The organism is Mycobacterium sp. IDR2000157661 (assembly GCF_022317005.1).
Lineage (GTDB): Bacteria > Actinomycetota > Actinomycetes > Mycobacteriales > Mycobacteriaceae > Mycobacterium.
The window spans coordinates 1,413,163-1,436,601 of the sequence record NZ_CP081006.1 but is presented as its reverse complement, the minus strand read 5'-3'; the positions used below and the strand labels follow the sequence as shown (position 1 = coordinate 1,436,601).

23 protein-coding genes are annotated in these 23,439 nt (G+C 67.8%); 7 read left to right on the top strand and 16 right to left on the bottom strand.

The genetic code is table 11. From position 1 onward, the window contains the following. Positions 1-6: 6 nt before the first annotated feature. From K3G64_RS07995 to pe, 3 genes are read left to right on the top strand one after another with little or no spacing between them, the layout of a single operon-like run. Positions 7-3,039 (top strand): MMPL/RND family transporter, encoded by a 3,033-nt coding sequence (locus K3G64_RS07995; RefSeq protein WP_238890228.1) that lies wholly within the window; start codon positions 7-9, stop codon positions 3,037-3,039. 29 nt (positions 3,040-3,068) lie between these two features. Beyond that, entirely contained in the window at positions 3,069-4,790 is a 1,722-nt protein-coding gene (locus tag K3G64_RS07990) for an AMP-binding protein (protein ID WP_238950499.1), read from the top strand. A 48-nt stretch (positions 4,791-4,838) separates the two neighbouring features. After that, positions 4,839-5,993, top strand: a complete 1,155-nt coding sequence (gene pe / locus K3G64_RS07985; RefSeq protein WP_238890226.1) for an acyltransferase PE — start codon at positions 4,839-4,841, stop codon at positions 5,991-5,993. A gap of 6 nt (positions 5,994-5,999) precedes the next feature. Here the strand turns inward: pe and K3G64_RS07980 are convergent, their stop codons facing one another. After that, entirely contained in the window at positions 6,000-6,668 is a 669-nt protein-coding gene (locus tag K3G64_RS07980; protein WP_238890224.1) for a GAP family protein, read from the bottom strand. Positions 6,669-6,759: 91 nt separating this feature from the next. Here K3G64_RS07980 and K3G64_RS07975 point away from each other — a divergent pair, with 91 nt between their 5' ends. After that, on the top strand, positions 6,760-7,248 hold the full coding sequence (locus K3G64_RS07975; RefSeq protein ID WP_238890222.1) for a flavin reductase family protein: 489 nt from the start codon (positions 6,760-6,762) through the stop codon (positions 7,246-7,248). Positions 7,249-7,263: 15 nt separating this feature from the next. Here K3G64_RS07975 and K3G64_RS07970 read toward each other — a convergent pair whose 3' ends face one another. The 5 genes from K3G64_RS07970 to K3G64_RS07950 form a co-directional block, all read right to left on the bottom strand. Continuing rightward, complete coding sequence (locus K3G64_RS07970; RefSeq protein ID WP_238890220.1) at positions 7,264-7,425, bottom strand: hypothetical protein; 162 nt, start codon at positions 7,423-7,425, stop codon at positions 7,264-7,266. 88 nt (positions 7,426-7,513) lie between these two features. Continuing rightward, entirely contained in the window at positions 7,514-8,266 is a 753-nt protein-coding gene (locus K3G64_RS07965) for a succinate dehydrogenase/fumarate reductase iron-sulfur subunit (RefSeq protein WP_238890218.1), read from the bottom strand. Then, a complete protein-coding gene (locus K3G64_RS07960; RefSeq protein WP_238890216.1) occupies positions 8,263-10,194 on the bottom strand; it encodes a fumarate reductase/succinate dehydrogenase flavoprotein subunit in 1,932 nt (643 codons plus the stop codon). Before K3G64_RS07960 ends, K3G64_RS07965 begins: the two co-directional genes overlap by 4 nt. A gap of 35 nt (positions 10,195-10,229) precedes the next feature. Beyond that, a complete protein-coding gene (locus tag K3G64_RS07955) occupies positions 10,230-11,048 on the bottom strand; it encodes a hypothetical protein (RefSeq protein WP_238890214.1) in 819 nt (272 codons plus the stop codon). A gap of 51 nt (positions 11,049-11,099) precedes the next feature. After that, entirely contained in the window at positions 11,100-11,393 is a 294-nt protein-coding gene (locus K3G64_RS07950) for a hypothetical protein (protein ID WP_238890212.1), read from the bottom strand. 112 nt (positions 11,394-11,505) lie between these two features. Between K3G64_RS07950 and K3G64_RS07945 the strand changes: the two genes are divergently transcribed. Beyond that, positions 11,506-12,264 (top strand): isocitrate lyase/PEP mutase family protein, encoded by a 759-nt coding sequence (locus tag K3G64_RS07945; RefSeq protein WP_238890210.1) that lies wholly within the window; start codon positions 11,506-11,508, stop codon positions 12,262-12,264. Between the two features lie 46 nt (positions 12,265-12,310). Here K3G64_RS07945 and K3G64_RS07940 read toward each other — a convergent pair whose 3' ends face one another. After that, complete coding sequence (locus tag K3G64_RS07940) at positions 12,311-12,745, bottom strand: Hsp20/alpha crystallin family protein (RefSeq protein ID WP_238890208.1); 435 nt, start codon at positions 12,743-12,745, stop codon at positions 12,311-12,313. Positions 12,746-12,959: 214 nt separating this feature from the next. Here K3G64_RS07940 and nirB point away from each other — a divergent pair, with 214 nt between their 5' ends. Together nirB and nirD are read left to right on the top strand one after the other, a co-directional pair. Further along, entirely contained in the window at positions 12,960-15,548 is a 2,589-nt protein-coding gene (gene nirB, locus K3G64_RS07935) for a nitrite reductase large subunit NirB (protein ID WP_238890206.1), read from the top strand. Beyond that, positions 15,545-15,892, top strand: coding sequence for a nitrite reductase small subunit NirD (gene nirD / locus K3G64_RS07930; protein ID WP_238890204.1), 348 nt, complete (start codon positions 15,545-15,547; stop codon positions 15,890-15,892). Before nirB ends, nirD begins: the two co-directional genes overlap by 4 nt. Position 15,893: 1 nt before the next feature. On the opposite strand, the gene K3G64_RS07925 is transcribed toward nirD, so the two are convergent. The 9 genes from K3G64_RS07925 to K3G64_RS07885 all read right to left on the bottom strand — a co-directional run bounded on the left by K3G64_RS07925 (position 15,894) and on the right by K3G64_RS07885 (position 23,430). Further along, on the bottom strand, positions 15,894-16,574 hold the full coding sequence (locus tag K3G64_RS07925) for a sirohydrochlorin chelatase (RefSeq protein ID WP_238890202.1): 681 nt from the start codon (positions 16,572-16,574) through the stop codon (positions 15,894-15,896). Beyond that, positions 16,571-17,719, bottom strand: coding sequence for a uroporphyrinogen-III synthase (locus tag K3G64_RS07920; RefSeq protein ID WP_238890200.1), 1,149 nt, complete (start codon positions 17,717-17,719; stop codon positions 16,571-16,573). Before K3G64_RS07920 ends, K3G64_RS07925 begins: the two co-directional genes overlap by 4 nt. A 176-nt stretch (positions 17,720-17,895) precedes the next feature. Beyond that, entirely contained in the window at positions 17,896-18,477 is a 582-nt protein-coding gene (locus K3G64_RS07915; protein WP_238890198.1) for a GNAT family N-acetyltransferase, read from the bottom strand. A 56-nt stretch (positions 18,478-18,533) separates the two neighbouring features. Then, positions 18,534-19,427: a 5-oxoprolinase/urea amidolyase family protein gene (locus tag K3G64_RS07910; protein ID WP_238890196.1), complete on the bottom strand. Its 894-nt coding sequence runs from the start codon at positions 19,425-19,427 to the stop codon at positions 18,534-18,536. After that, a complete protein-coding gene (locus tag K3G64_RS07905; RefSeq protein WP_238890194.1) occupies positions 19,424-20,101 on the bottom strand; it encodes a 5-oxoprolinase subunit B family protein in 678 nt (225 codons plus the stop codon). The genes K3G64_RS07910 and K3G64_RS07905 overlap by 4 nt, the downstream gene beginning before the upstream one ends. 74 nt (positions 20,102-20,175) lie before the next feature. Continuing rightward, positions 20,176-20,877: a queuosine precursor transporter gene (locus K3G64_RS07900; protein ID WP_238890192.1), complete on the bottom strand. Its 702-nt coding sequence runs from the start codon at positions 20,875-20,877 to the stop codon at positions 20,176-20,178. Positions 20,878-20,889: 12 nt separating this feature from the next. Beyond that, on the bottom strand, positions 20,890-21,798 hold the full coding sequence (locus K3G64_RS07895) for an ABC transporter substrate-binding protein (protein ID WP_238890190.1): 909 nt from the start codon (positions 21,796-21,798) through the stop codon (positions 20,890-20,892). Between the two features lie 124 nt (positions 21,799-21,922). After that, positions 21,923-22,717: an SDR family oxidoreductase gene (locus K3G64_RS07890; protein WP_238890188.1), complete on the bottom strand. Its 795-nt coding sequence runs from the start codon at positions 22,715-22,717 to the stop codon at positions 21,923-21,925. Positions 22,718-22,821: 104 nt separating this feature from the next. Further along, positions 22,822-23,430, bottom strand: a complete 609-nt coding sequence (locus K3G64_RS07885) for a TetR family transcriptional regulator (RefSeq protein ID WP_238890187.1) — start codon at positions 23,428-23,430, stop codon at positions 22,822-22,824. Positions 23,431-23,439: the final 9 nt, after the last annotated feature.

The following is a 23,439-nucleotide window of genomic DNA, read 5'->3' as shown; positions in this document are numbered from 1 at the left end:
GGCGACATGCGGCGGCTAGCCGATCTGGTGGTGCGGTGGCCATGGGCCGTGATCGGTTTCTGGGTGGCCATGGCCGTCGCCTTGCCGCTGACACTCCCGTCGCTCGGGCAGATGGCCGAGAAGCATCCGCTCGCGATCCTGCCCAGTGATGCGCCGTCGAGCGTCACCGCTCAGAAAATGGCCGAGGCGTTCCAGGAACCCGGTTCGGACAACCCGCTGGTCGTCGCCTTCATCAACGAGACCGGTCTGACGCCAGCCGACGAGGCCGCCTACCGCGAGGTGGTCGACGCGCTGCGCGACGACGTCATCGATGTCGTGTCGGTGCAGGACTTCATCGGCACGCCCCAACTGCGGCAGTTCCTGACCAGCCAGGACAAGACGACCTGGGTGCTGCCGGTCAGCCTGGAAGGGGAACTGGGCACCCCGCGGGCCTACGAATCCTTCAACCGCGTCGCAGACCTCGTCAGACATCGGGTCGCCACCGGCGATGTCGGGGCGAGCGGGCCGCTGGAGGTGTACCTGACCGGCCCCGCCGCCACCGTCGCCGACCTCACCGTCGCCGGTGAACACGATCGCCTGCCCGTCGAGATCGCCATCGCCGTCCTGGTCCTCGGCGTCCTGTTGCTGGTCTACCGCAGCGCGGTCACCATGCTGCTGCCGCTGGTCACGATCGGATCGTCGCTGCTGATCGCGCAGGCGGTGGTGGCCGGATACTCCGAACTGACCGGTGCAGGCGTCTCCAACCAGTCCATCGTGTTCCTGAGCGCGATCATGGCCGGAGCCGGAACCGATTACGCGGTGTTCCTGATCAGCCGCTATCACGACTATCTGCGGGCAGGCGACGATTTCGACCATGCGGTCAAGGCGGCGATGATCTCGATCGGCAAGGTGATCACCGCGTCCGCCGCCACGGTGGGATTCACGTTCCTGCTGCTGAGCTTCGCGCAGATGGGAGTGTTCAAGACGGTCGGGGTTTCCTCGGCGATCGGGATCGGCATCGCCTTCCTCGCCGGGGTGACGCTGCTTCCGGCGATCCTGGTGCTCGCCGGGCCACGCGGCTGGGTCAAACCGCGCCGGGAACTGACGGCCCGGTTCTGGCGGCGGTCCGGTATCCGCATCGTGCGCCGGCCGGTGCCCCATCTGGTCGGCAGCCTGCTGGTGCTGGCTCTGCTGGCCGGTATCGCGATCTTCGGGCGCTACAACTACGACGACCGCAAGGTGGTTCCGGCGTCGGCGCCCAGTTCGGTCGGTTACGCGGCGTTGGAACGTCATTTCCCCATCAGCCAGTCCATCCCCGAGTACATCCTGGTCCAGTCGCCGCACGACCTGCGCAATCCGCGGGCGCTGGCGGATCTGGAGCAGATGGCCGCGCGCGTCGCGCAGCTTCCGGACGTCGGATTGGTCAGCGGCATCACCCGGCCGCTCGGCGAGGTGCCGCTGGAGTTTCGGGCGACCTACCAGGCGGGCATCGTCGGTGACCGGCTCGCCGACGGATCCAGCCAGATCGGGCGACGCAGCGGTGACCTCAACCGCCTGACCGACGGCGCGAACACGCTGGCCGACAGCCTCGCCGACGTCCGTGGTCAGATCAACACCATCGCGCCCAGCATCGAGGACCTGGTCGACACGTTCTCCGCGGTGCGCACCGAGTACGGCGGTGACCGGTTGGTGCGCGATGTCGACACCGCGGCCAAGCTGGTCGCCAGCATCAACGCACTCGGCAATTCCATGGGCGTGAACTTCCGCGCCGTCAGGGACATGTTCGCCTGGATCGGCCCGGTGCTCGTCGCACTGCAGGGCAACGCCGTCTGCGACGCCAACCCGTCCTGTGTCGACACCCGCATGCAGTTTCAGCGCCTCGTCGCCGCGCGCGAGGAGGGCAGCCTCGACGAGATCAACGGTCTGGCTCAGGAGTTGCAGGGGGTCGAGGACCGGCAGACCCTCAACGAGGCGGTCGACAAGCTGAACGCCGCGATGGCGAACGCCGCCAGAGTCGTCGACGCGATGGGGTTGGACCGCCCCGGTGGTCCGGAAGCGGGCCTGTCCGAGCTGCAGGACGGTGCCGACCGGCTGGCCTCCGGTAGCCGAGAGGTGGCGGGCGGGGTCGACGAACTCGTCAACCAGGTCAAGGTGATCGCGGCCGGACTAGACGAGGCGTCGGACTTCCTGTTGACGATGCGCAACAACGCCACCGACCCATCGCAGGCGGGTTTCAACATCCCGGCCGAGGTGCTGAATCTGCCGGATTTCGAGAAAGCCGCCGAGGCCTACATCTCACCGGACGGCCGGTCGGTGCGCTATCTGGTGCAGACGAAGCTCAACCCGTTCAGCTCCGAAGCGATGGACCAGGTCAACGAGATCTCGAACATCGCCCGAGACGCCCAGCCGAACACCATGCTGGCCGACGCCACCATCTCGATGGGCGGATTCCCCGTCGCCTTGCGTGACACGCGTGACTACTACCGGCAGGACATCCGGTTCATCATCGCCGCGACCCTCATCGTCGTGCTGTTGACGCTGATGGTGTTGCTGCGGGCGATCATCGCGCCGCTGTATCTCGTCGGCTCGGTGGTGGTCTCGTACTTCGCGGCCATCGGTGTCGGGGTACTGACGTTCCAATTGATCCTCGGTCAGGAGTTGCATTGGAGCGTGCCACCGTTGGCGTTCGTGGTGCTGGTCGCGGTCGGCGCGGACTACAACATGCTGTTCGTGTCGCGGCTGCGCGACGAGTCTCCGCACAGCGTGCGCTACGGCGTCATCCGGACCCTGAGTTCGACCGGCGGTGTGATCACCGCGGCGGGCCTGATCTTTGCCGCCTCGATGGCCGGCCTGTTGTTCTCCAGCATCGGCCTTGTGGTGCAGGGTGGCTTCGTGATCGGCGTGGGCATCCTGCTGGACACCTTCGTGGTGCGCACCATCACGGTGCCCGCCGTCGCAGCGCTGGTCGGGCGGGCGAACTGGTGGCCGTCACGGATGGCCGACGCCGCGCCCGCCACCCGGCTACGGCCGATCCGACGAGCTGATTCGGGAGTCTCGTGACCACGCCGCCGGACTCCTCGCTGCTGTCGATGGTGCACGGTCGCGCCAGCCTGCGGCCCGACGACGTCGCGTTCCGGTTCACCGACTACACGCTCGACGCCGCTGGTGTCACGACCAGCCTCACCTGGGCGCAGCTGGCACGCCGAACAGTGAACGTGGCGCACGAGATTCGGCGATACGGGGCGGCCGGCGACCGGGCGGTGATCCTGGCGCCGCAGGGCCTGGAGTACATCCTCGCCTTCCTGGGAGCCATGCAGGCGGGACTCGTCGCCGTGCCGCTTCCACTTCCCCATCCCGGCTCCAGTCATGACCGCGTTGACGCCGTCCTCGCCGACACCGCACCCGCCGTCGTACTCACGACGTCGGCGGCAGTCGTCGACGTCGGTGACATCGTGTGCCAATCACACTCGGCGACACCGTCGATCGTGGTGATCGATGCGCTGGATCTGGACGCCGATCAGCGGCCGAGCCTGGGGCCGAGCGAGTGGCCCGGCATCGCTTACCTGCAGTACAGTTCCGGTTCGACCCGGCTGCCGACTGGGGCGGTGATCTCACACCGCAACCTGCAGGCGAACTTCGAGCAGTTGATGCGCACCTTCTTCGCCGGTGTCACCACTGATGTCACGTTCGTGTCGTGGTTGCCCTTCTACCACGACATGGGTCTGATGCTGGGTGTGTGCTGGCCGATCCTCAGCGGCTATGGCGCCGCCCTGACGAGCCCGGTCGCGTTCCTGGAGGAGCCGGCCAGGTGGATGCGGGCACTTGCCGAGAATCCGCACGCCTTCTCGGGGGCGCCCAATTTCGCGTTCGACCTGGCCTCCCGCAAGACCGCCGACGACGATCTGGCCGGGCTCGACCTCGGTGGGGTGCTGGGCATCATCAACGGGGCCGAACGTGTCGAGCCGGCCACCTTGGAACGCTTCGCGGACCGGTTCGCGCACTTCAACTTCCGCGACCACATGCTGCGCCCGGCATACGGCCTGGCCGAGGCGACGGTCTTCGTCACCGCAGGCACGTGGTGTGAGTCCTCGCCGTCGGCTCACTTCGACGCCGCCGAACTACGGGCGGGCCGGGTCCGCCCGTGTCCACCGGGCCAGGGTACCGCCCTGGTCAGATACGCAGTGCCACAATCTCCTTCGCTACAGATCGTCGATGGTGAGACCTGTCGGGAGTGCTCGCCGAATCTGATCGGTGAGATTTGGGTGCACGGCGACAACGTCGCCGAGGGGTATTGGCGCAAACCGCCGGAAGAGCAGACCTGTTTCGGCGCAACGCTTGTCGAACCGTCTCCCGGCACGCCGGCGGGTCCATGGTTGCGAACCGGCGACCTCGGGTTCGTCCATGAGGGCGAGTTGTTCATCGTCGGCCGCATCAAGGACCTGCTGATCATCCGGGGTCGAAATCATTATCCCGAGGACATCGAGGCGACGGTTCAGGAGATCACGCGGGGCCGGGTCGCGGCGGTATCGGTCCCCGCCGACAGGGCCGAGAAGCTGGTCACCGTCATCGAGCTCAAGCAGCCGGCCGACCTCGACGACGACGCGTTGCGCCGCCTCAGTGCGGTCAAGAGCGACGTCACCGCCGCGATATCCAACGCGCACGGTCTGAGCGTCGAGGATCTCGTTTTGGTGGCGCCGGGGTCGATCCCCACGACGACGAGCGGCAAGGTCCGCCGCGCCGCCTGCGCAGAGGAGTATCGGCAGGGCCGACTCACTCGGTTGGACGGCTGCCCCGCCGGGTCGGCGGAGTAAGGTTCGGTGCAGTGCGACGGCGCGGGAGCTGATGTGGGGAGAGTGGGGATGAAGCGACTTCTCGCAGTCGGCACCACGTTCACGACCATCGGTGCCGCCGGCTGTCTCGGCCTCGGTATCGCGACGGCCGACGACGCGCCGGTCCCGCCGCCGACACCCGCCGCCCCGTCGGACGCTGCGCCGCCGCTGGGTACACCGGGGCGCGCGTACGCGCTGGGCGGGGCGCACGTGCTCGGCATTCCGTACGACGAATACATCATGCGCACGGGCGCGGACTGGTTCCCGGGCCTGGACCGACAGATCGTCGACTACCCCGCGGGCCAGGTCCAGGGGCACACGCTCGAGCGGCTGTTCCCGGGTATCGGCGACTTCGGTGACCGCTATGTCCCGGGCCTGGGGCTCGACGGGCCCAGCGTCGGCGAGTCCGTCGACGTCGGAGGGCCCGACCTGATCAGCGCGATCCGCGAGGGCGGGCGCGGCACCGCGATCGGCCTGTCCGAGGGCGCGATGGTGCTCAACGACGCCCAGGCTCGGCTGGCCTACGACCCCGCCGCGCCGCCCCCGGACCAGTTGAGTTTCGCGATGTACGGCGACCCGGTGGCGCGCCACGCCTTCGGGGAGAGCTTCCTGACCCAGATGTTCCCGGTCGGCAGCGTGGTGCCCTCGCTCGACTACCGGATGCCGCCGCCGGTGGAGAGCCAGTACGACACCTACCAGTTCGTGTCGGCCTACGACAGCATCGCCGACTGGCCAGACCGGCCCGACAACTGGCTGTCGGTCGCCAATGCGATCGTCGGTCTGGCCACCGGACACACCGCCGTCGCGTTCACCGAGCCGAGTATGGTGCCGCCCAAGAACATCCGGACCACGGTCAACTCCCGCGGCGCCAAGACCACCACCTTCATGATCCCCGAAGAGCACCTGCCGCTGGTGCTGCCGTTCAAGTACCTGGGAGTGCCCAAGGAGACCCTGATCGAGCTCGACGCGGTGCTCAAGCCCTACGTCGACGCGGGCTATTCCCGCAACGACAACCCGCTGACCGCGCCGATCACCGTCGACCCGGTCAACGGCTACGACCCCGCGGCCGTCACCGCACCGGCCACCCAGGCCGCTTTCGGCGGCGGTGCCGACCCGGTGTCGCAACTGCTGTCGGGCCTTCAGTACGTGCTGAACAACCAGCCGGCCGCCGAACCGACGCCCTGACCGCCGCTAGAGTCCGGCGAACCCCACCCCGAGCAACACACAGCCGATCGCGGCCAGCAACAGCGAGATGCCCCGACGACCCTGCGACCGCAGCCACTCGTACAGCGCCGACATCGCCGCCCGGGTGCGGTCCGGGGCCAACAGGTAGCACAGCAACGGAACCTCCACCAGCGCGAACGCCACCACGTTGAACAGCACCAGGGCGCCGAGCTGAACCGCGGTCGCGGCGCCGGAGGCGACGATCAATGCCAGCGCGGCGAGGTAATCGATGGACGGCAGCGCGATGCCGAGGCCCGCGACACCCGCCGTCCACAGCGACCGGCCGGTGAGCACGCCCCGGGCACGCGTCGCGAGCGGTTCGAACCTGTCCCCGCTCAGGGCCGCGACCTCACGGCCGCGACTCCACACGCCGGTGGCCACCAGCGCCGCGTTGAGCAGGATGACCGCACCGACCACGATCTGCGCCATGGGCAATGTGAAATCGGCGGACCCCAGCGCGGGCCGCAGCAGAAACAGCACCACCACGCCCACCGCGGTGCCCATCGCGAACCCGCCGGTGAGAAAGGCGAGTAGCTGCCTGCGCGGCTGCGGGCGGTTGATCATCACGACCGTCATGCCCACCCGAAACGGCTCCAAACTGACCGCGAGGGCCATCACCAACAGCGGGATCCACATGACGAATGCTCACGTTACCGACTCGCGGGCCCGGTGCGGGCCCACCCGGACGTGGCCACCGCGCGCCGTCACGTGTGAAGATGGACCGCGTATGAGCGCAACCGATCTGAGTCCGGCGACGCTTCGCGAAGCATTCGGCCACTTCCCGTCCGGCGTCATCGCGATCGCCGCGGAAGTCGACGGCGCCAAGGTCGGGTTGGCCGCCAGCACATTCGTCCCGGTGTCGCTGGACCCGCCACTGGTGTCGTTCTGCGTCCAGAACACCTCCGAGACGTGGCCCAAGCTGAAGGACCTGCCGTCGCTGGGCATCAGCGTCCTCGGCGAGCTTCACGACGAGGCGGCCCGCACGCTGGCGGCGAAGACCGGCGACCGCTTCGCCGGCCTGCAGACGGTGTCGCGCGGGTCAGGGGCGGTGTTCGTCGAGGGCACCAGCGTCTGGCTGGAGAGCGCGGTCGAGCAACTGGTGCCCGCCGGGGATCACACGATCGTCATTCTGCGGGTCCGCGAGATCACGGTGCACTCCGACGTGGCGCCGATCGTGTTTCACCGCAGCGCCTTCCGCCGCCTCGGCGACCGGTGAACGGCTGGTGTCGGGTCAGGGGCGGGCGCTCAGTTCGTCGCGATAGCCGTTGATGCGCTGGTCGAGTTCGTCGGCGTCTGCGGTGCGGCCCTCCTTGCGGGCCAGTTCGGCACGGGCGGAGAGCTCGCGGATCGCGGTGCGAATGTCGTTGATGCTCTGGGGCTTGTGAACAGTCACGGTGCTGCCTTTCTGGAGTGAGTCCATGCTCCTCACGTCCGCTGGTTGATTGGCCGCTATCCGCAGGCTACCCACGCGCCCCGCGACATCAACGTCTTCTGAAGATCTTGCTGCCGAGCCATACCACCGGGTCGTACTTGCGGTCGGCGGCCCGCTCCTTCATCGGGATCAGCGCATTGTCGGTGATTTTGATGTGCTCGGGGCAGACCTCGGTGCAGCACTTGGTGATGTTGCAGTAGCCGAGGCCGTGCACCTCCTGGGCGTCCTCGGCGCGGCGTTCGTGCACGTCGAGGGGATGCATGTCGAGTTCGGCCTGACGCATCAGGTAGCGCGGGCCTGCGAACGCCTGCTTGTTCTCCTCGTGGTCGCGCACCACGTGGCAGACGTTCTGGCACAGGAAGCACTCGATGCACTTGCGGAACTCCTGCGACCGGTTGACGTCCTCCTGCGCCATCCGGTACTCGCCGGGCTGCAGGTCCTTAGGCGGCGTGAACGCCGGGATCTCTCTGGCCTTCTCGTAGTTGAACGACACGTCGGTGACGAGGTCGCGGATCACCGGGAAGGTGCGCAGCGGGGTCACAGTGATGGTCTCGTTCTCGTCGAACGTCGACATCCGCGTCATGCACAGCAGCCGCGGGCGGCCGTTGATCTCCGCCGAGCAGGAACCGCACTTTCCGGCCTTGCAGTTCCACCGCACCGCGAGGTCGCCGGCCTGGGTCTGCTGCAGGCGGTGGATGATGTCGAGCACCACCTCGCCCTCGTTCACCTCGACGGAGAAGTCCTCGAGTGCGCCGCCCTCCTGATCGCCGCGCCAAACCCGCATCTTCGCCTGATAGCTCATGCGTCGCTCCTTGACGAGTGGTTGGCCAGCTCTTCGGGGGTGAAGTACTTCTCCAACTCTTCGATGTCGATCAGCTCCAGCAGGTCGTCGCGCATCGGCACCTGGTCCTGCTTGGTGATCGCGATGTCGGGGACGATCGGATCGCCCCCCTCATCGTGGCTGGCGCGGCAGACCAACAGGGTCTTGCGCCACGACGACTCCATCGACGGATAGTCGTCGCGGGTGTGGCCGCCGCGGCTCTCGGTGCGCTCCAGCGCGGCCTTGGCGATGCACTCGCTGACCAGGATCATGTTGCGCAGGTCGATCGCCAGGTGCCAGCCCGGATTGAACTCGCGCCCGCCCTCGATCTGCACGCGCTTGTAGCGGTCACGCAGCTCGGTGAGCTTGTCGAGCGCCTCCTGCACCTCCTCGGCCTTGCGGATGATGCCGACCAGGGAGTTCATCGTGTCCTGCAGGTCAAGCTGCAGCGTGTACGGGTTCTCGGCGGCCTCGCCGTTGGTGGCGCGCTCGAGCGGCTCCAGCGCCAGCTTGGTGGCCTCCGACAGCGCGTCATCGGACACCGTCGGCCGGTCCGACAGCGCCCGGACGTAATCCGAGGCGCCAAGGCCGGCCCGCCTGCCGAACACCAGCAGGTCGGACAGCGAGTTGCCGCCCAGCCGGTTGGAGCCGTGCATGCCCCCCGCGCACTCCCCGGCCGCGAACAGCCCGGGTGTCTTGGCGGCGGCGGTGTCGGGATCGACCTCGATGCCGCCCATCACGTAGTGGCACGTCGGGCCGACCTCCATGGGCTCCTTAGTGATGTCGACCTCGGCGAGCTCCATGAACTGGTGGTACATCGACGGCAGCCGCCGCTTGATCTCCTCGGCAGGCAGCCGCGAGGCGATGTCGAGGTAGACGCCGCCGTGCGGGGTGCCGCGGTCGGCCTTGACCTCCGAGTTGATCGCACGGGCGACCTCATCACGGGGCAACAGGTCGGGGGTGCGGCGCGCGGAGTCGTTGTCCTTGAGCCACTGGTCGGCTTCGTCGACGGACTCTGCGTACTGACCCTTGAAGACCGGCGGAATGTAATCGAACATGAACCGCTTGCCGTCGGAGTTCTTGAGCACCCCGCCGTCGCCGCGCACGCCCTCGGTGACCAGGATGCCCTTCACGCTGGGCGGCCAGACCATGCCGGTCGGGTGGAACTGGACGAACTCCATGTTGATCAGCGTCGCGCCCGCGCGCAGTGCCAGGGCGTGCCCGTCGCCGGTGTACTCCCAGGAGTTCGACGTGACCTTGTAGGACTTGCCGATCCCGCCGGTCGCCAGCACCACCGCGGGGGTCTCGAAGACGACGAACTTGCCGGTCTCGCGGAAGTACCCGAAGGCGCCCGAGATCCTGCCCCCGTCGAGGAGCAGTTCGGTGATGGCGCACTCGTGGAAGACCCGGATCCGAGCGTCGTAGTCGCCGAGCTCTTCCTTGTCCTCCTGCTGCAGCGAGACGATCTTCTGCTGCAGGGTGCGGATGATCTCCAGGCCGGTGCGGTCACCCACGTGGGCCAACCGTGGGTAGGTGTGCCCGCCGAAGTTGCGCTGGCTGATCCGCCCGTCCTTGGTGCGGTCGAACAGTGCGCCGTAGGTCTCGAGCTCCCAGACCCGGTCGGGCGCCTCCTTGGCGTGCAGTTCGGCCATCCGCCAGTTGTTCAGGAACTTCCCGCCGCGCATGGTGTCCTTGAAATGGACCTGCCAGTTGTCCTTGGAGTTGGCGTTGCCCATCGCCGCCGCGCAGCCACCCTCGGCCATCACGGTGTGGGCTTTGCCGAACAACGACTTGGTGACGACGGCGACCTTCAAGCCGCGTTCGCGCGCCTCGATGACCGCACGCAGACCCGCGCCGCCGGCACCGATCACGACCACGTCGAATTGGTGCCGTTCGACCTCAACAGCCATGAAAATTCCTCACTAGCAGTGTTTCGAAAAGCCTGTCAGCCAATGAATCTCAGGTCCGAGATGGTTCCGCTGGCGACCAACATGATGTAGAAGTCGGTGAGCATCAACGTGCCCAGGGTGATCCACGCATACATCTTGTGCCGAGCGTTGAGCCTGCTGACCTGTGTCCACATCCAGTACCGCACCGGGTGTTTGGAGAAGTGCTTCAAGCGGCCGCCGACGACGTGCCGGCAGGAGTGGCACGACACCGTGTAGGCCCACAGCAGGACCACGTTGGTCACGAGGATGACGTTGCCCAGTCCGAACCCGAAGCCGGAGGGCGAGTGGAACGCCAGTATCGCGTCGTAGGTGTTGATCAGCGAGATGATGACGGCGATGTAGAAGAAGTACCGGTGGGTGTTCTGGATGATCAGCGGGAACCGCGTCTCACCGGTGTAGGTGGCGTGCGGTTCGGCCACTGCGCAGGCGGTCGGGGCCTGCCACACCGTGCGGTAATAGGCCCCCCGGTAGTAGTAGCAGGTCAGCCGGAACAACAGCAGGAACGGCAGTGAGACGGCGGCGTAGGGCAGCCACCACACGTCCGGCAGGAACTGGCCGAAGTGGCTGGCTTCGGGAATGCAGCCGGTGCTCACGCACGGGGAGTAGAAGGGCGTCAGGTAGTGGTACTCGGCGACGTAGTAGTTGTTCTGCAGGAACGCGCGCACCGTCGCGTAGATGATGAAGGCGGCGAAGCCCAGGTCGATGATCAGCGGCGACTGCCACCAACGGTCCTTGCGCAGTGTGCGCTGAGGGATCTCGGCGCGGGTAGGCGAGAAGACGCCGGTCGCCTTGCGGTCGGCGGTGGGTGCGCTCACTGTTGCCTTTCGGTGTCGGTGTAACCAGGTGCAGACGGTAGTCCGCCGCTATCAGCGGACGCCGCCGAGCCCCTCGTCGTCGACACCGCGCCAGAAGTCGGTGTCGTACTGAGTATCCGGAATCGGGATTCGCTCGCCGGCGTGGTGGTGCGCCACGCCACGGGTCAGCTCCAGCTCCTCGGCGTCGATGTCCAGGCGGTCGATGTCGTTGAGTATGCGTTCGGCATCGTTGACGATGCGACGCGTGGCGGGGGTGTCGCCATACCTGGACGCCAACGAAGTCACGCACCGGCGCAAGCTTCCGATTAGCTCGTGAAGCTCGGCAAGTTCGGCAGTGCTGGACATTTGACCTCCTTGGGCTGAAGGGTGTCACTGATCACAGTACGACACCGGATGCTGCCTACATCATGCGGTGCCGCGTGAGACAGATCACGTCAAACGGAGAGGACCAGGCACGATGCCAGACGAAGTTCTCAAGCGACGAGCCGAGGCCCTGCTTTCGCTGCACCGGCCGGGTGACCCGGTGATCCTGCCGACCGTCTGGGACGCGTGGTCGGCGACCGTTGCGGCCGGTGCGGGGTTTGCTGCTCTGACCGTGGGCAGCCATCCGCTCGCCGACTCGATCGGCAAGCCCGACAACGAGGGGATGACTTTCGGCGACGTCGTGACGCGGGTGGAGCAGATCACCGCCGCAGTGGACGTGCCGGTGTCGGTCGACATCGAATCGGGGTACGGCGAGCCCGCGGCGCGCCTCGTCGAGGGCCTCCTCGAGGCAGGCGCGGTCGGGCTCAACATCGAGGACACCGTGCACAGCGAAGGCGGCAGGCTGCGTTCGGAGGTCGAGCACGCCGAACTGGTCGGGGCGCTTCGGGAGGCTGCCGATTCCGCCGGTGTGCACGTCGTCGTCAACGCCCGCACGGATCTGTTCCTGCGCAAGGACGGTCCGGAAACCGATCGCTTGGACCGGGCGATCGCCAGGCTGACCAAGGCCGCCGACGCGGGGGCCGATGTGCTCTACCCGGTCGGCCGCCATGACCCGGACACGATGCGGCGCTTGACGTCTGAGCTACCCCTTCCGGTGAACGCGATCGCGCTGCCGGACCAGGACGACCCGGCGTCGTTCGGCCCGCTGGGTGTCGCGCGGGTCAGCTTCGGGCCGTTCCTCCAGGGCGCCCTGGCCACTAGGGCCAAGGAGTTGTTGGCGCGCTGGGTGTGAACGGCGAAGCCGGTGGAACCCGCTGGGCTCCACCGGCTTCGTGCGGTTACTTGCTCTCGATCGCGATGCGCTGCGCCTCGGCACCCTTGTGGGCGCCGGTCACGCGGACCGTCAGCACGCCGGCGTCATACGAGGCCGAGATCGCCTCGCCGGTGACGTGGTCGGGCAGTCGGAACGAACGCCGGAACGATCCGTAACGCACCTCGCGCAGGGTGCGACCGTCCTGCTGCTCGGCCCGCTCGTCGCGGCGCTCCCCATGGATCACCAGATGACCGCGCTCGACCTCGACGTGGACGTCCTTGTCGACATCGACGCCGGGCAACTCGACGCGGACCAGTGCGTCGTCACCGTCCTTGACGATCTCGGATGCGGGGGAGAACCCGCCGGCGAACCAGTCGTCGGCCGTCGCGGGCCCGAAGAAGTCGCGGACCCACCGGTCGATGTCCCACGCCGGGCGCGTGCGCAATGCCAGAGTGCTCATGTTCCTGCCTCCTGATGTGCTGGGACCGGCACCGCGCCGGTCGGCTACTTACTTGAACTTGAGTCGATGACGCTCATGTTCCGGACCGGTGTTCGCTGTCGGCGAAGGGTCGTCCCGCACTCTCACAACCGGCCGTCCGCGCCGGTGAGCACACCGTGATCGGCGCTTCACACGAGGCGACATTGCGGCAATATCGCCTGCTTAACCTCGCGGCATGCGGTCAACGAAGAACGTCGTGGTCGTCGGCCACGGCATGGTCGGTCACCGGTTCGTCGAGGCGCTGCGCTCGCGCGACGTCAACGGTGTCTGGAAGGTCACCGTGCTCGCCGAGGAGTCCGACGCCGCCTACGACCGGGTCGGGCTCACGGGCTACACCGACCATTGGGACCGCAGCCTGCTCGCGCTGACCGGCAACGACTACGCCGGCGACGACCTCGTCGACCTGCGTCTCGGCAGTAAGGTCACCGGCGTCGATCGGGACGCCAAGTCGGTGCACACCGCCGACGGGAACTCTCTTGAGTACGACGCCCTGGTGTTCGCCACCGGCTCGTACGCGTTCGTCCCGCCCGTGCCGGGCCACGACCTGCCGGGTTGCCACGTCTATCGCACGCTCGACGACCTCGACGCGATCCGCGCCGACGCGATGCGGGCGCGCGAGGCAGGCGACGCCCCGGTCGGGGTGGTCATCGGCGGCGGCCTGCTCGGGCTGGAGGCGGCCAACGCGCTGCGCGCGTTCGGATTGACCGCTCACGTCGTCGAGATGGCGCCGCGGCTGATGGCCCAGCAGCTCGACGAGGCCGGCGGTGCGCTGCTCGGCCGGATGATCGGCGACCTCGGCATCGCCGTGCACACCGGAGTCGGCACCCAGCGCATCGCGCCCGCACAACGCAACCGCCCGGTGCGGCGCTCCGCCGACAACGACCTTCTGCGGGTGACCCTGAGCGACGGTAGTTTCATCGACGCCGGGCTGGTGATCTTCGCCGCGGGCGTGCGTCCGCGCGACGAACTGGCTCGCGGGGCCGACCTCGGTATCGCCGAGCGCGGCGGCGTGCTCACCGACCGGTCCTGTGTGACAACCGATCCCGCCATCTACGCAGTCGGCGAGGTGGCCGCCATCGAAGGTCGCTGCTACGGCCTGGTCGGCCCGGGCTACACCAGCGCCGAGGTGGTGGCCGACCGGCTGCTGGGCGGCGCAGCCGAGTTCGGCGAAGCCGACATGTCGACCAAGCTCAAACTGCTCGGGGTGGACGTCGCCAGCTTCGGCGACGCCATGGGCAGCACGCCGGATTGCCTGTCGGTTGTCGTCAACGATCCGGTCAAGCAGACCTACGCCAAGCTGGTGCTCTCCGACGACGCGAAGACGCTGCTGGGCGGCATCCTGGTCGGCGACGCGTCCGCCTACGGCATCCTGCGGCCAATGGTCGGCGAGGCGTTGCCCGGCGACCCGCTCGGGCTGATCGCACCGGCCGGATCAGACGGTGGGCCATCGGGTCTCGGGGTCGGGGCACTGCCCGCCGCGGCGCAGATCTGCTCGTGCAACAACGTGGCCAAGGGCGACCTCACCGAGGCCATCGCGGGCGGGTGCGCCGACGTGCCGAGCCTGAAGAAGTGCACGCTGGCGGGCACCTCGTGCGGTTCCTGCGTGCCGCTGCTCAAGCAACTGCTCGAGGCCGAAGGCGTCGAACAGTCCAAGGCGCTGTGCGAGCATTTCAGCCAGTCGCGCGCCGAACTGTTCTCGATCGTCTCGGCTGGGCCTTCTGACTCGACCAGGACCTTCTCCGCCTTGATCGAGCGCTTCGGCACCGGAAAGGGTTGCGACATCTGCAAACCCGTGGTCGCGTCGATCCTCGCGTCCACCAGTTCGGAGCACATCCTCGACGGCGAGCAGGCCTCGCTGCAGGATTCCAACGATCACTTCCTGGCCAACATCCAGAAGAACGGCAGCTACTCGGTGGTGCCGCGGTCACCCGGTGGGGAGATCACTCCTGAGCAGCTCATACTGATCGGCGAGATCGCCAGGGACTTCGACCTCTACACCAAGATCACCGGCGGCCAGCGCATCGACATGTTCGGCGCGCGGGTCGACCAGCTGCCGGAGATCTGGCGCCGGCTGGTCGACGGTGGGATGGAGTCCGGCCACGCCTACGGCAAGGCGCTGCGCACCGTTAAGAGTTGCGTCGGCAGCACCTGGTGCCGCTACGGCCAACAGGACTCCGTCGACATGGCCGTCACCATCGAAAAGCGCTACCGGGGCCTGCGCGCGCCGCACAAGATCAAGATGGCGGTCTCCGGGTGCGCGCGCGAATGCGCCGAGGCGCAGAGCAAGGACGTCGGCGTCATCGCCACCGAGCAGGGCTGGAACCTGTACGTGTGCGGCAACGGCGGGATGTCGCCGCGGCACGCTCATCTGCTGGCGGGCGACCTCGACGACGCGACCCTGATCCGCTACATCGACCGGTTCCTGATGTTCTATATCCGCACCGCCGACCGGCTGCAGCGCACGGCGCCGTGGCTGGAGGCGATGGACTTCCCGGACAAGACCGGCCTGGATTATCTGCGCGAGGTGGTGTGCGACGACTCCCTGGGTCTGGCGTCGGAATTCGAGGCGGCCATCGAGCGTCACGTCGCGGGCTACGCGTGCGAGTGGAAGGGTGTGCTCGAGGATCCCGAGAAGCTTTCCCGATTCGTGTCGTTCGTCAACGCGCCCGACGTCGTCGATCCGACGGTCGAGTTCACCGAGAGCTCGGGACGCAAGGTCCCGCTCGCAGTAGATATGGGAATGCCGAAGGTGCCGCAACGATGACCGTGCTCGACGAGACCGCGGTGTGGACCACCGCCTGCCGCTACGACTTCCTGCTGCCCAACCGGGGCGTGGGGGTGCTGCTCGCCGACGGTGCCCAGGCGGCGTTGTTCCGACTCGATGACGGGTCGCTGCACGCGGTCGGCAACATCGACCCCTTCTCGGGGGCTGCGGTCATGTCGCGCGGCATCGTCGGTGACCGCGGAGGACGCCCGACAGTGCAGTCACCGATCAAGAAGCAGGCCTTCGCCCTCGACGACGGTCGCTGCCTGGACGACCCCGACGTCTCGCTGCCGGTGTTCGCGACCCGGATCACCGCCGCTGGCCGCGTCGAGATCGGCGCCTGACTCACGCGGCCAGCGGCATTTGCGCGCGGCGGAACCGGTTGGCGATCAACCGGACCATCGCCGGGTGCGTGCCCAGCGGATCGGCCACCGCGTCGGCCCCGCTGTTGCGTAACCGGTCCTGAAAAAGCCCGTCAGCCAACAGGTATGACGCCACCACGACACGCCCCACGCCGTTGCGCCTGAGCCGGTCCACCGCATCGGCCACCGACGGTTCGCCGGTCGCGGCGAACGCCAGCTCCACCCGGTCACCGATCACCGCCGACAGCAGTGCACAGGCTCGGCGCAGATCGGACTGCCCTTGTCGATCCGAGGTGCCAGCGGCGCAGAGCACCACCGAGTCCCCCGGTCGCCATCCGCATTCGGCCAGCCGGTCCAGCAGCACCCGCGTCATCTGCGTGCCGGGTCCCAGCGCATCGGTGATCGTCACCTTCGGATGTCCGCTCACCGCGACGTATTCGCCGATGTCGGTGTTGACGTGATAACCGCGAGACAGGAAGGCCGGCACCACGACGGCGGGTCCGGACAGGGTGTTGAGCACCTCGCTGGGGGTCGGGCCCACCACGTCGACGAACGCCACGTGGATCTGTGAGTTCAGGAAGCGCGAAACCCGTTCGGCGAGATCACCGATCAGTGTGATGCCGCTCGGCTTGCGCGTACCGTGCGCCACCAGCAGTCGGTTCACTGCGCGAACGCCTTATCGTCATCGATGGCCAGGCGGTAGCCGCGTTTGACGACGGTGGACACGATGTTCTTGTCGCCCAGCGCCGTCCGCAGCCGCAGCACCGCGGTCTCCACGGCATGGGTGTCGGTGCTGCTACCCGGCAGCGCACGGAGCAGGTCGGCGCGCGACACCACCGCGCCCGGGCGGTGGGCCAGGGCCCGGATCGTGGCCATCCCTGCCGGGGAGACCGCCTTGACCACGCCATCGACCAGCACGCAGGTGCCCCGGATCTCCAGCAGATGCCCGGCCACCTGCACCGTGCGTGAGCACAACATCGGTAGCTCGTCGGTGATATGACGGGCCAACGCGCCCAACCTCATTCGCTCAGGCGCCGATGTCGGAACACCGAGGCGCGCGAGCGGCCGGGCCGTCACCGGGCCGACGCACATAGCGTGCACGTCGCCGCGCAGTGCAGCCAGCACCCGGGACTGCAGGCCCATCTCGTCGGCGCGCAACAACACCGAGGCGACGGCGGGTGCCGAGGTGAAGCTGACGGCGTCGAACTTCTCGTCGGCGATGCCAGCCACCAACTGGTCGAACTCGCCGTTGCGCGGCGCGGGATGCCACCGGTACACCCGGATCGGCACGACCTCGGCCCCTGCGGCGCGCAGCTCGTCGAGGAACTCCGGGAACGGGTCCCAGTCCTCGGTTGCACCGTGCAACTGGACGGCGATGCGCCGGCCGGCGATACCGCCTTCGACGAGGTAGTGCAGCACTTCGCGCGACGACTCCGACTCCGGTGACCACTCCTCGGGCAGACCCGCCGCCCGCAGCGCGCCGGTGGCCTTGGGGCCGCGCGAGACGACGCGCGCCTTGCCCAGCGCGGTGATCAGCTCCGCGGCCAGTCCCCAGCCGTCGGCGGCGGCGATCCATCCGCGCAATCCGATGCCGGTGGTGGCGATCACGATGTCGGGAGGCGCCTCGATCAGCGCCTCGGTGTTCGCCCGCAACGACTCGTCGTCGGGCAACGGCACCATCGCGATCGCGGCCGCGCTCGTCACCGTAGCGCCCCGGCGCTGCAGCAGCGCACTCAGTTCGTCCGCTCGGCGGGCGGAGGTCACCGCCACCCGGAACCCGGTGAGCGGTGCCCAGTCGGGCTCACTCATGTGATCTGTGTAGACAGCTCATGTTTCGCAGCGATTACTTGGCCATTGCGTGGTCGTGTCCGTGCCCCGCCAATACCCATGAAACCGACGCTAGCCAGGCTTTATTGCCGCGCGGTGCCCGGTGGTGACCCGGCTGTGAACTTGCGCTCACCCGGCATCCGGCGGGGGTGTGAGCGCTACCAGACGTCGCCGTCGCGCCAGTCGCAGGTGATCTCGGCGGCGGTGTCCAGTTCGAGGCCGTCGGGAAGGGCGACGGGCAGCACGAACAATGCGTTGTCGTCGTCCGGTGTCCGGGTCAACCCGGCCGGCGCCAGCACCGACGTGGGGCCCCGCCAGGGCAACCAACCCCTGGCCATGTAGATGTGCCGGGCGGCCTCGGATGCGCTGAGCGCCCCGAGTTGGTACGCGCCGCGCAGCACCTGCTCGACACCGTCCATCACCGCCCGCGCCAGTCCCTGGCCGCGCCAGTCCTCGCGCACGGCGACGCCTTCGACGTAACCGCACCGCAGCGCGGTGTCGCTGAAGAGCAGCCGACGCTGGACCACGGCCGCATGGGCGATCAGCGCGCCGTGGTCGAAGATCATCGCGTGCATGCCGCCCAGTGAGTGTTCCCAGTCCGCGTCGGTGAAGTCGCCGCCGAAGGCCTCCATGACCATCCGCCGCGCTTCCTCGCGGGTCTCGGGATCGAGGTCGCTGGTGTGGATCAGACGCGCCGTGTGGATGCGCACGACCGGAGCAAGCGAGTCCTGAACATACACACTGCGTTTCTACCAGCGTGGCGCGCCGCTGTCTGTGCTGACGCGCTCGGCGGCGGTCAGGCGTGGCCGACCGGCCGTCGCGGGTGCGACCAGTGCATCCGCACCGTCTGCCCCGGCCGGACCTGGGCGATCTTGTCGATGTCGTCGTCGGTGATGACGCCGATCACCGGGTAGCCGCCGGTCAGCGGGTGGTCGGGGCCGAGGATGACCGGAAAACCGTTCGGCGGCACCTGGATCGCTCCCCGGGTGGCGCCCTCACTCGGCAGTTGACGATCCGGCCTGCGGTACTCCAGCGGCATGCCGACCAGGCGCATGCCGACGCGGTCGCTCCTGTTGGTGGCCTGCCAGTTGGTGCGGACCAGGATGTCGGGGTCGGCGAACCAGTCGTCGCGCGGGCCGGGCACCACCATCAGCTCGACCACCTCGTCGGAGATGGCGGCCACCGGCGCCTGGTCCAGTTCGGGGAAGTCGGCGGTGTGCTCGCCGATCGGCAGCACGTCGCCGGGCCGCAGCGGCTCCGGCCCGATCGCCGACATCACGTCGTAGGAGCGCGAGCCCAGCACCGGCTCCACGGCGATGCCGCCGCGCACCGCCAGGTAGGTCCGCAGCCCGGCGTGCGGTGCGCCGAGCGTGATCACCTCGCCGTCGTGGGCGTGGTGAATGCTGTTGGTGCCGAACGGGATTCCATTCACCGCTGGGTCGGTGTCCGCGCCCGTGACGGCGATCGCGACCCCTTCTTTGCCTGCTCCGCGAACCCTTGCCGTCAGTCCGCCGAACGTCACCTCGACGGTGGCGCGATCACCCGGGTTGGCGACCAGCCGGTTGGCCAGCGTGTGCGACCGGCGGTCGGCGGCACCGGAGCGTCCGACGCCCATGTGTGCCAGTCCCGGCCGACCGAGGTCCTCGATCAATGCCAGCGGTCCGGACTGCAGGATCTCCAGTGTCGTCACGATCCGGCCTCCCGGAACTGCACCCACATGCCCGACGTCAGCAGCGCCGGATTCGCCCGCTCGATGTCCCACAGCACCGCGTCCGTGTGTCCGATGAGCTGCCATCCGCCCGGCGATCGGCGGGGGTAGACGCCGCTGAACTCACCCGCGAGGCCGACGCTGCCTGCGGGCACGGCGGTTCTGGGTTCGGCCCGGCGGGGCACCTCGAGGCGAGGGTCGCCGCCGACGAGGTAGGCGAAACCCGGGGCGAACCCGCCGAAGCCGACCCGCCATGGCCGCCCGGTGTGCGCGGCGACCACTTCGTCTGCCGTCAGTCCCGTCAGTTGCGCGACGTCGTCGAGGTCCGGACCGTCGTAGACCACATCGATCGTCACGTCGGGGGTGCCGTCGGGAGTCAGCACCGCATCGGCGTCCGTTCCGATCCGCAGGGCGGCCAACCGCTGACGGGTCGGTGCCTGATAGCGCGGTCCGGCCAGCTTGAGCAGCACCGTGCGCGCGGCAGGCACAATGTCAAGGACGCCGGGCAGGTCCGCCTGGCAAATCGCCTCGGCGAACGTCAACACTGCGGCGGTGCCGTCGAACTCGAGCAGCAGCGCCGCGTCACCGTAGTCGAGGACGGCGACGGGTCCGGCGTTGCCGGCCTCCGCGTCCATCCTGTCCGCTGTCACGCTCATGACCTGAACTTACCCGCGAGTAGCTACCGATAGTCCTGGTCTGTGAACCTTGCCAGAGGAGCCTTAACGAAGCCTCAAACGGCGGGCTCGTACGTCGGCTCGCGCTGTTTGATGAAGGCGATCACGCGGTACGTCACGGGTAGTACGACCACCTCCACGCCGGTCTTGTACATCCAGCCCAACGCCACGTAGACACCGAAGTCGCGCCACGTGCTGATGCCGATCGCAGTGGCGGCGATGCTGCAGAACACGAGGGTGTCAGCGAACTCGCCGACCACCGTCGAGCCGATCAGCCGGGCCCACAGTTGCTTCTCCCCGACGCGGGCCTTGATGCGCACCAGCACGTAGGCGTTGAGCGTCTGGCCGACGATGAAGCCGGCCAGGCCAGCGATGACCAACTGCGTGAACGGCTTGACCACCGCTTCGAATGCCGCCTGGTTGGTGTAGAAGTCGGCGGGTGGCAGCACGGCGGTCAGCCAGAACGTGGACGCAGCCAGCGCCTCCATCGCGAAGGCGATGAAGATGGCCCGCCTGGTAGCCCGGAACCCGTACACCTCCGACAGGACGTCGCCGATCACGTAGGTCAGCGGGAAGACCAAGAAGCCGCCGTCGGTGATCAGCGACCAGTCGCCGACGATCGGCCCGAACGCGATGCCCTTGGTGGCAGCCACGTTGGAGATGAGCACCAGGCCGGTGAACACCGCGACGAGGGTCGGATAGTAGGCCGATCCGGTCGTGGCGAACCCGCGGTGCTGCTTTTCCAGGGTGGCGCTCACCCGGCCATCCTGTCAGGCGAGCGCTGCCGCGATGCGCGCCGGCAACTGGTCGGCCACCACCGGATAGGACAGCGGCGAGGCGAACGCGATGGCGCCCGCGAGTTGCTTGCCGGTGAACAGGTTGCGCTTCCCCGACTGGGCGACCCACGGATCGGCCAACAGCGCGGCCTGCTCCTCGTCGCTCTCCGTCGCCCAGATCAGCAGGTCGGCGTCGTCCACACCGTCGGCGACGCCGAACCCCATCTGAGACAGGAAATCGTTGCGCCACCGCGGCGTCAGCGGTTGCGGTTCGCCGTCTCGCAGCGCGCCTGCCAGCAGCAGCACCCGCGTACCGGCGAACTGGGGGTTCGCCTCGGCGACCGCCGTGAACTTCGACTCCACCGAAGCGATCAGCGCCTGCATGTCGTCGTGCTTGAACACCGCCTGCCCGATCGTGGCGGCCTGGTCCTGCCACGGCTCGAAGAAGGCATGGCGGCCGGACTGTGCGACGGTCGGCGCGATGGCTGACAGCCTTGCGTAGGTTTCCTGGTCGAGTCCGGCATTGGTGGCGACGATCAGATCGGGCCGCAGCGCACCGATCTGATCCACCGCGACACCGTCGGCGAGGCTGAGCACGGTGGGCTCGGCATCACCGAGGATCGGTTGGGCCCAGGGCCATACGCCGAACGGTTCGCCGCCGAACCAGACCGTGACGGCGACCGGGATGACGCCCAGGGCCAGCAGGTCGTCCTGTCCCGTCAGGCCGGCGCTGACCACACGCTTCGGCGGCGCCGGAATCCGGGTCTCGCCGAACACGTGCGCGACGGTGACCGACCCGTCGTCGGCGACCGCCCCCGGCTTGGTCGAACTGCAGCCTGCGACGACCAGCGCCACGCCGGCGGTGGTCGTCAGGAAGGCTCGCCGGGTCAGCCGCGTGGACACTGAGCGAGCGTAACCACCCGCGAGCCGATGTCGGCGCACGACGAACTACAAGATGACGGTGGATGACGAAGACGTCGTCCACCGTCATGCGGAACATCTGTTGTCTTCGCTCCTCACATGAGCACTAGCTGTGCGAGAGCTTCTTGTTGACCAGCCGGGTCAGCCAGCTGGGGGAGAACCGCGAACCCGTGGCCATAACCTTGGTCTGCGACCCGACGGGGAAGTGCACCTGGTGGATCGCGCGGCGAAGGAACGGCGGCTCGACGGCCTCGAGGATCGCATCGGCGATGTCCTGAGCGGTCAACCGGATGCCGAGCGAATCGGTGGTGCCGGTCTTGACGTTGTCGGTCATCGCGGTCTGGACGTACAGCGGCCACATCGCGATGACGCGGATCCCGTAGCGGTTCCACTCGATGTCGAGCGCCTCCGTGATGCCGCGGACGAAGAATTTGGTAGCGCTGTAGTTCGCCAGCTCGGCCTGACCGTAGATCGCCGAAGCCGATGCCAGGTTGACGACGACGGACCTCCGCCTCTTACACAGATAGGGGAATGCCGCGTACATGCCGTTCACAACCCCTTTTGCGTTTATGTCGATCTCTTTGAAGTGACCGGCGAGGTCCAATTCTTGGAAGCGTCCTGCCCGCAGAATTCCGGCATTGTTGATCATCACGTCGAGTCGGCCACCGACTGCTGCGGCGAATTCGCCGACACGCTGACTCATCTCGTCCGGATCCGTCACATCGAGATGGCCGGTGTGTACGGTCCCGCCCAGCCCCTGTATGTCGTCGGCGAGCGTCTTGAGACCAACCTCGTCGATGTCGTAGCAGCCCACGACGAACCCATTGCGTGCGAACGTGAGCGCAGTCGCTCGCCCGATTCCGGCGGCGGCTCCGGTGATGAAGACGGCTTTGATTGGCATGACCCATGATTGCCCACTTCTGACCGAAACTAGCCGGAGGTTCCGGTGACGGTTCCAGTCAGGCCCCACCCCATCCCGCCGTCGTGTCGTACACGGGAGCCGGTTCAGTTCTTCACTTCACCACCGGATGAGACCGGCATACCGGCCTCGACGAAGTCGAGCACTCGGTACATGTCGCCCTCGGCTGATCCCTGGGCGCGGTCGATCGCCGCTATCAGAGCGCCGGTCAGCGCGGCGTAGAACGCTCGTGCCTCGAGCTCGTCGAGGTCGCGGCGCAACCGGCGGCTCTCGGTCGCGACGAGTTGCTTGGAGGATTGGAGGTAGGCGTCGAATTGGGCCGCTTTCAGCTCGGGCACCGAGAACACCACTCGCTGTCTGGCTCGCTCGAACGCCCAGTCGCTTTCGGAGAGCGTGGCGACGGCGATCTCCAGGGCGCTGCGGAATGCGGCGAGCGATGACAGGGTCGCCGGTTGCCGGGCGAGGACGGCGAGGAACAGCCGCTGCAGGTCGTCGGCCATCAGCACGGCTTCCTTGGTCGGGAAGTAGCGGAAGAAGGTGCTCGGTGAGATATCGGCCGCTTCGGCGATCTGCTCGATCGTGGTGGCGGCGTAGCCGTTGGCCTCGATGAGCCGGATCGCCTCCCGGCGGATCGTGTCGCGGGTGCGCAGCTTCTTGCGGTCGCGCAGACCGAGGCTTTCGTGTGTGACCCCCATGGCAGGGAT

Bases quoted from the DNA above. Each gene is read 5' to 3' on its own strand.
- K3G64_RS07950 (WP_238890212.1), bottom strand. From the start codon at position 11,393: ATGTCCAGCACTGCCGAACTTGCCGAGCTTCACGAGCTAATCGGAAGC.
- K3G64_RS07990 (WP_238950499.1), top strand. From the start codon at position 3,069: ATGGTGCACGGTCGCGCCAGCCTGCGGCCCGACGACGTCGCGTTCCGG.
- nirB (WP_238890206.1), top strand. From the start codon at position 12,960: ATGCGGTCAACGAAGAACGTCGTGGTCGTCGGCCACGGCATGGTCGGT.
- K3G64_RS07980 (WP_238890224.1), bottom strand. From the start codon at position 6,668: ATGTGGATCCCGCTGTTGGTGATGGCCCTCGCGGTCAGTTTGGAGCCG.
- K3G64_RS07890 (WP_238890188.1), bottom strand. From the start codon at position 22,717: ATGCCAATCAAAGCCGTCTTCATCACCGGAGCCGCCGCCGGAATCGGG.
- K3G64_RS07905 (WP_238890194.1), bottom strand. From the start codon at position 20,101: ATGAGCGTGACAGCGGACAGGATGGACGCGGAGGCCGGCAACGCCGGA.
- K3G64_RS07920 (WP_238890200.1), bottom strand. From the start codon at position 17,719: ATGAGTGAGCCCGACTGGGCACCGCTCACCGGGTTCCGGGTGGCGGTG.
- K3G64_RS07940 (WP_238890208.1), bottom strand. From the start codon at position 12,745: ATGAGCACTCTGGCATTGCGCACGCGCCCGGCGTGGGACATCGACCGG.
- pe (WP_238890226.1), top strand. From the start codon at position 4,839: ATGAAGCGACTTCTCGCAGTCGGCACCACGTTCACGACCATCGGTGCC.
- K3G64_RS07995 (WP_238890228.1), top strand. From the start codon at position 7: ATGCGGCGGCTAGCCGATCTGGTGGTGCGGTGGCCATGGGCCGTGATC.
- K3G64_RS07885 (WP_238890187.1), bottom strand. From the start codon at position 23,430: ATGGGGGTCACACACGAAAGCCTCGGTCTGCGCGACCGCAAGAAGCTG.
- K3G64_RS07965 (WP_238890218.1), bottom strand. From the start codon at position 8,266: ATGAGCTATCAGGCGAAGATGCGGGTTTGGCGCGGCGATCAGGAGGGC.
- K3G64_RS07945 (WP_238890210.1), top strand. From the start codon at position 11,506: ATGCCAGACGAAGTTCTCAAGCGACGAGCCGAGGCCCTGCTTTCGCTG.
- K3G64_RS07960 (WP_238890216.1), bottom strand. From the start codon at position 10,194: ATGGCTGTTGAGGTCGAACGGCACCAATTCGACGTGGTCGTGATCGGT.
- K3G64_RS07975 (WP_238890222.1), top strand. From the start codon at position 6,760: ATGAGCGCAACCGATCTGAGTCCGGCGACGCTTCGCGAAGCATTCGGC.
- nirD (WP_238890204.1), top strand. From the start codon at position 15,545: ATGACCGTGCTCGACGAGACCGCGGTGTGGACCACCGCCTGCCGCTAC.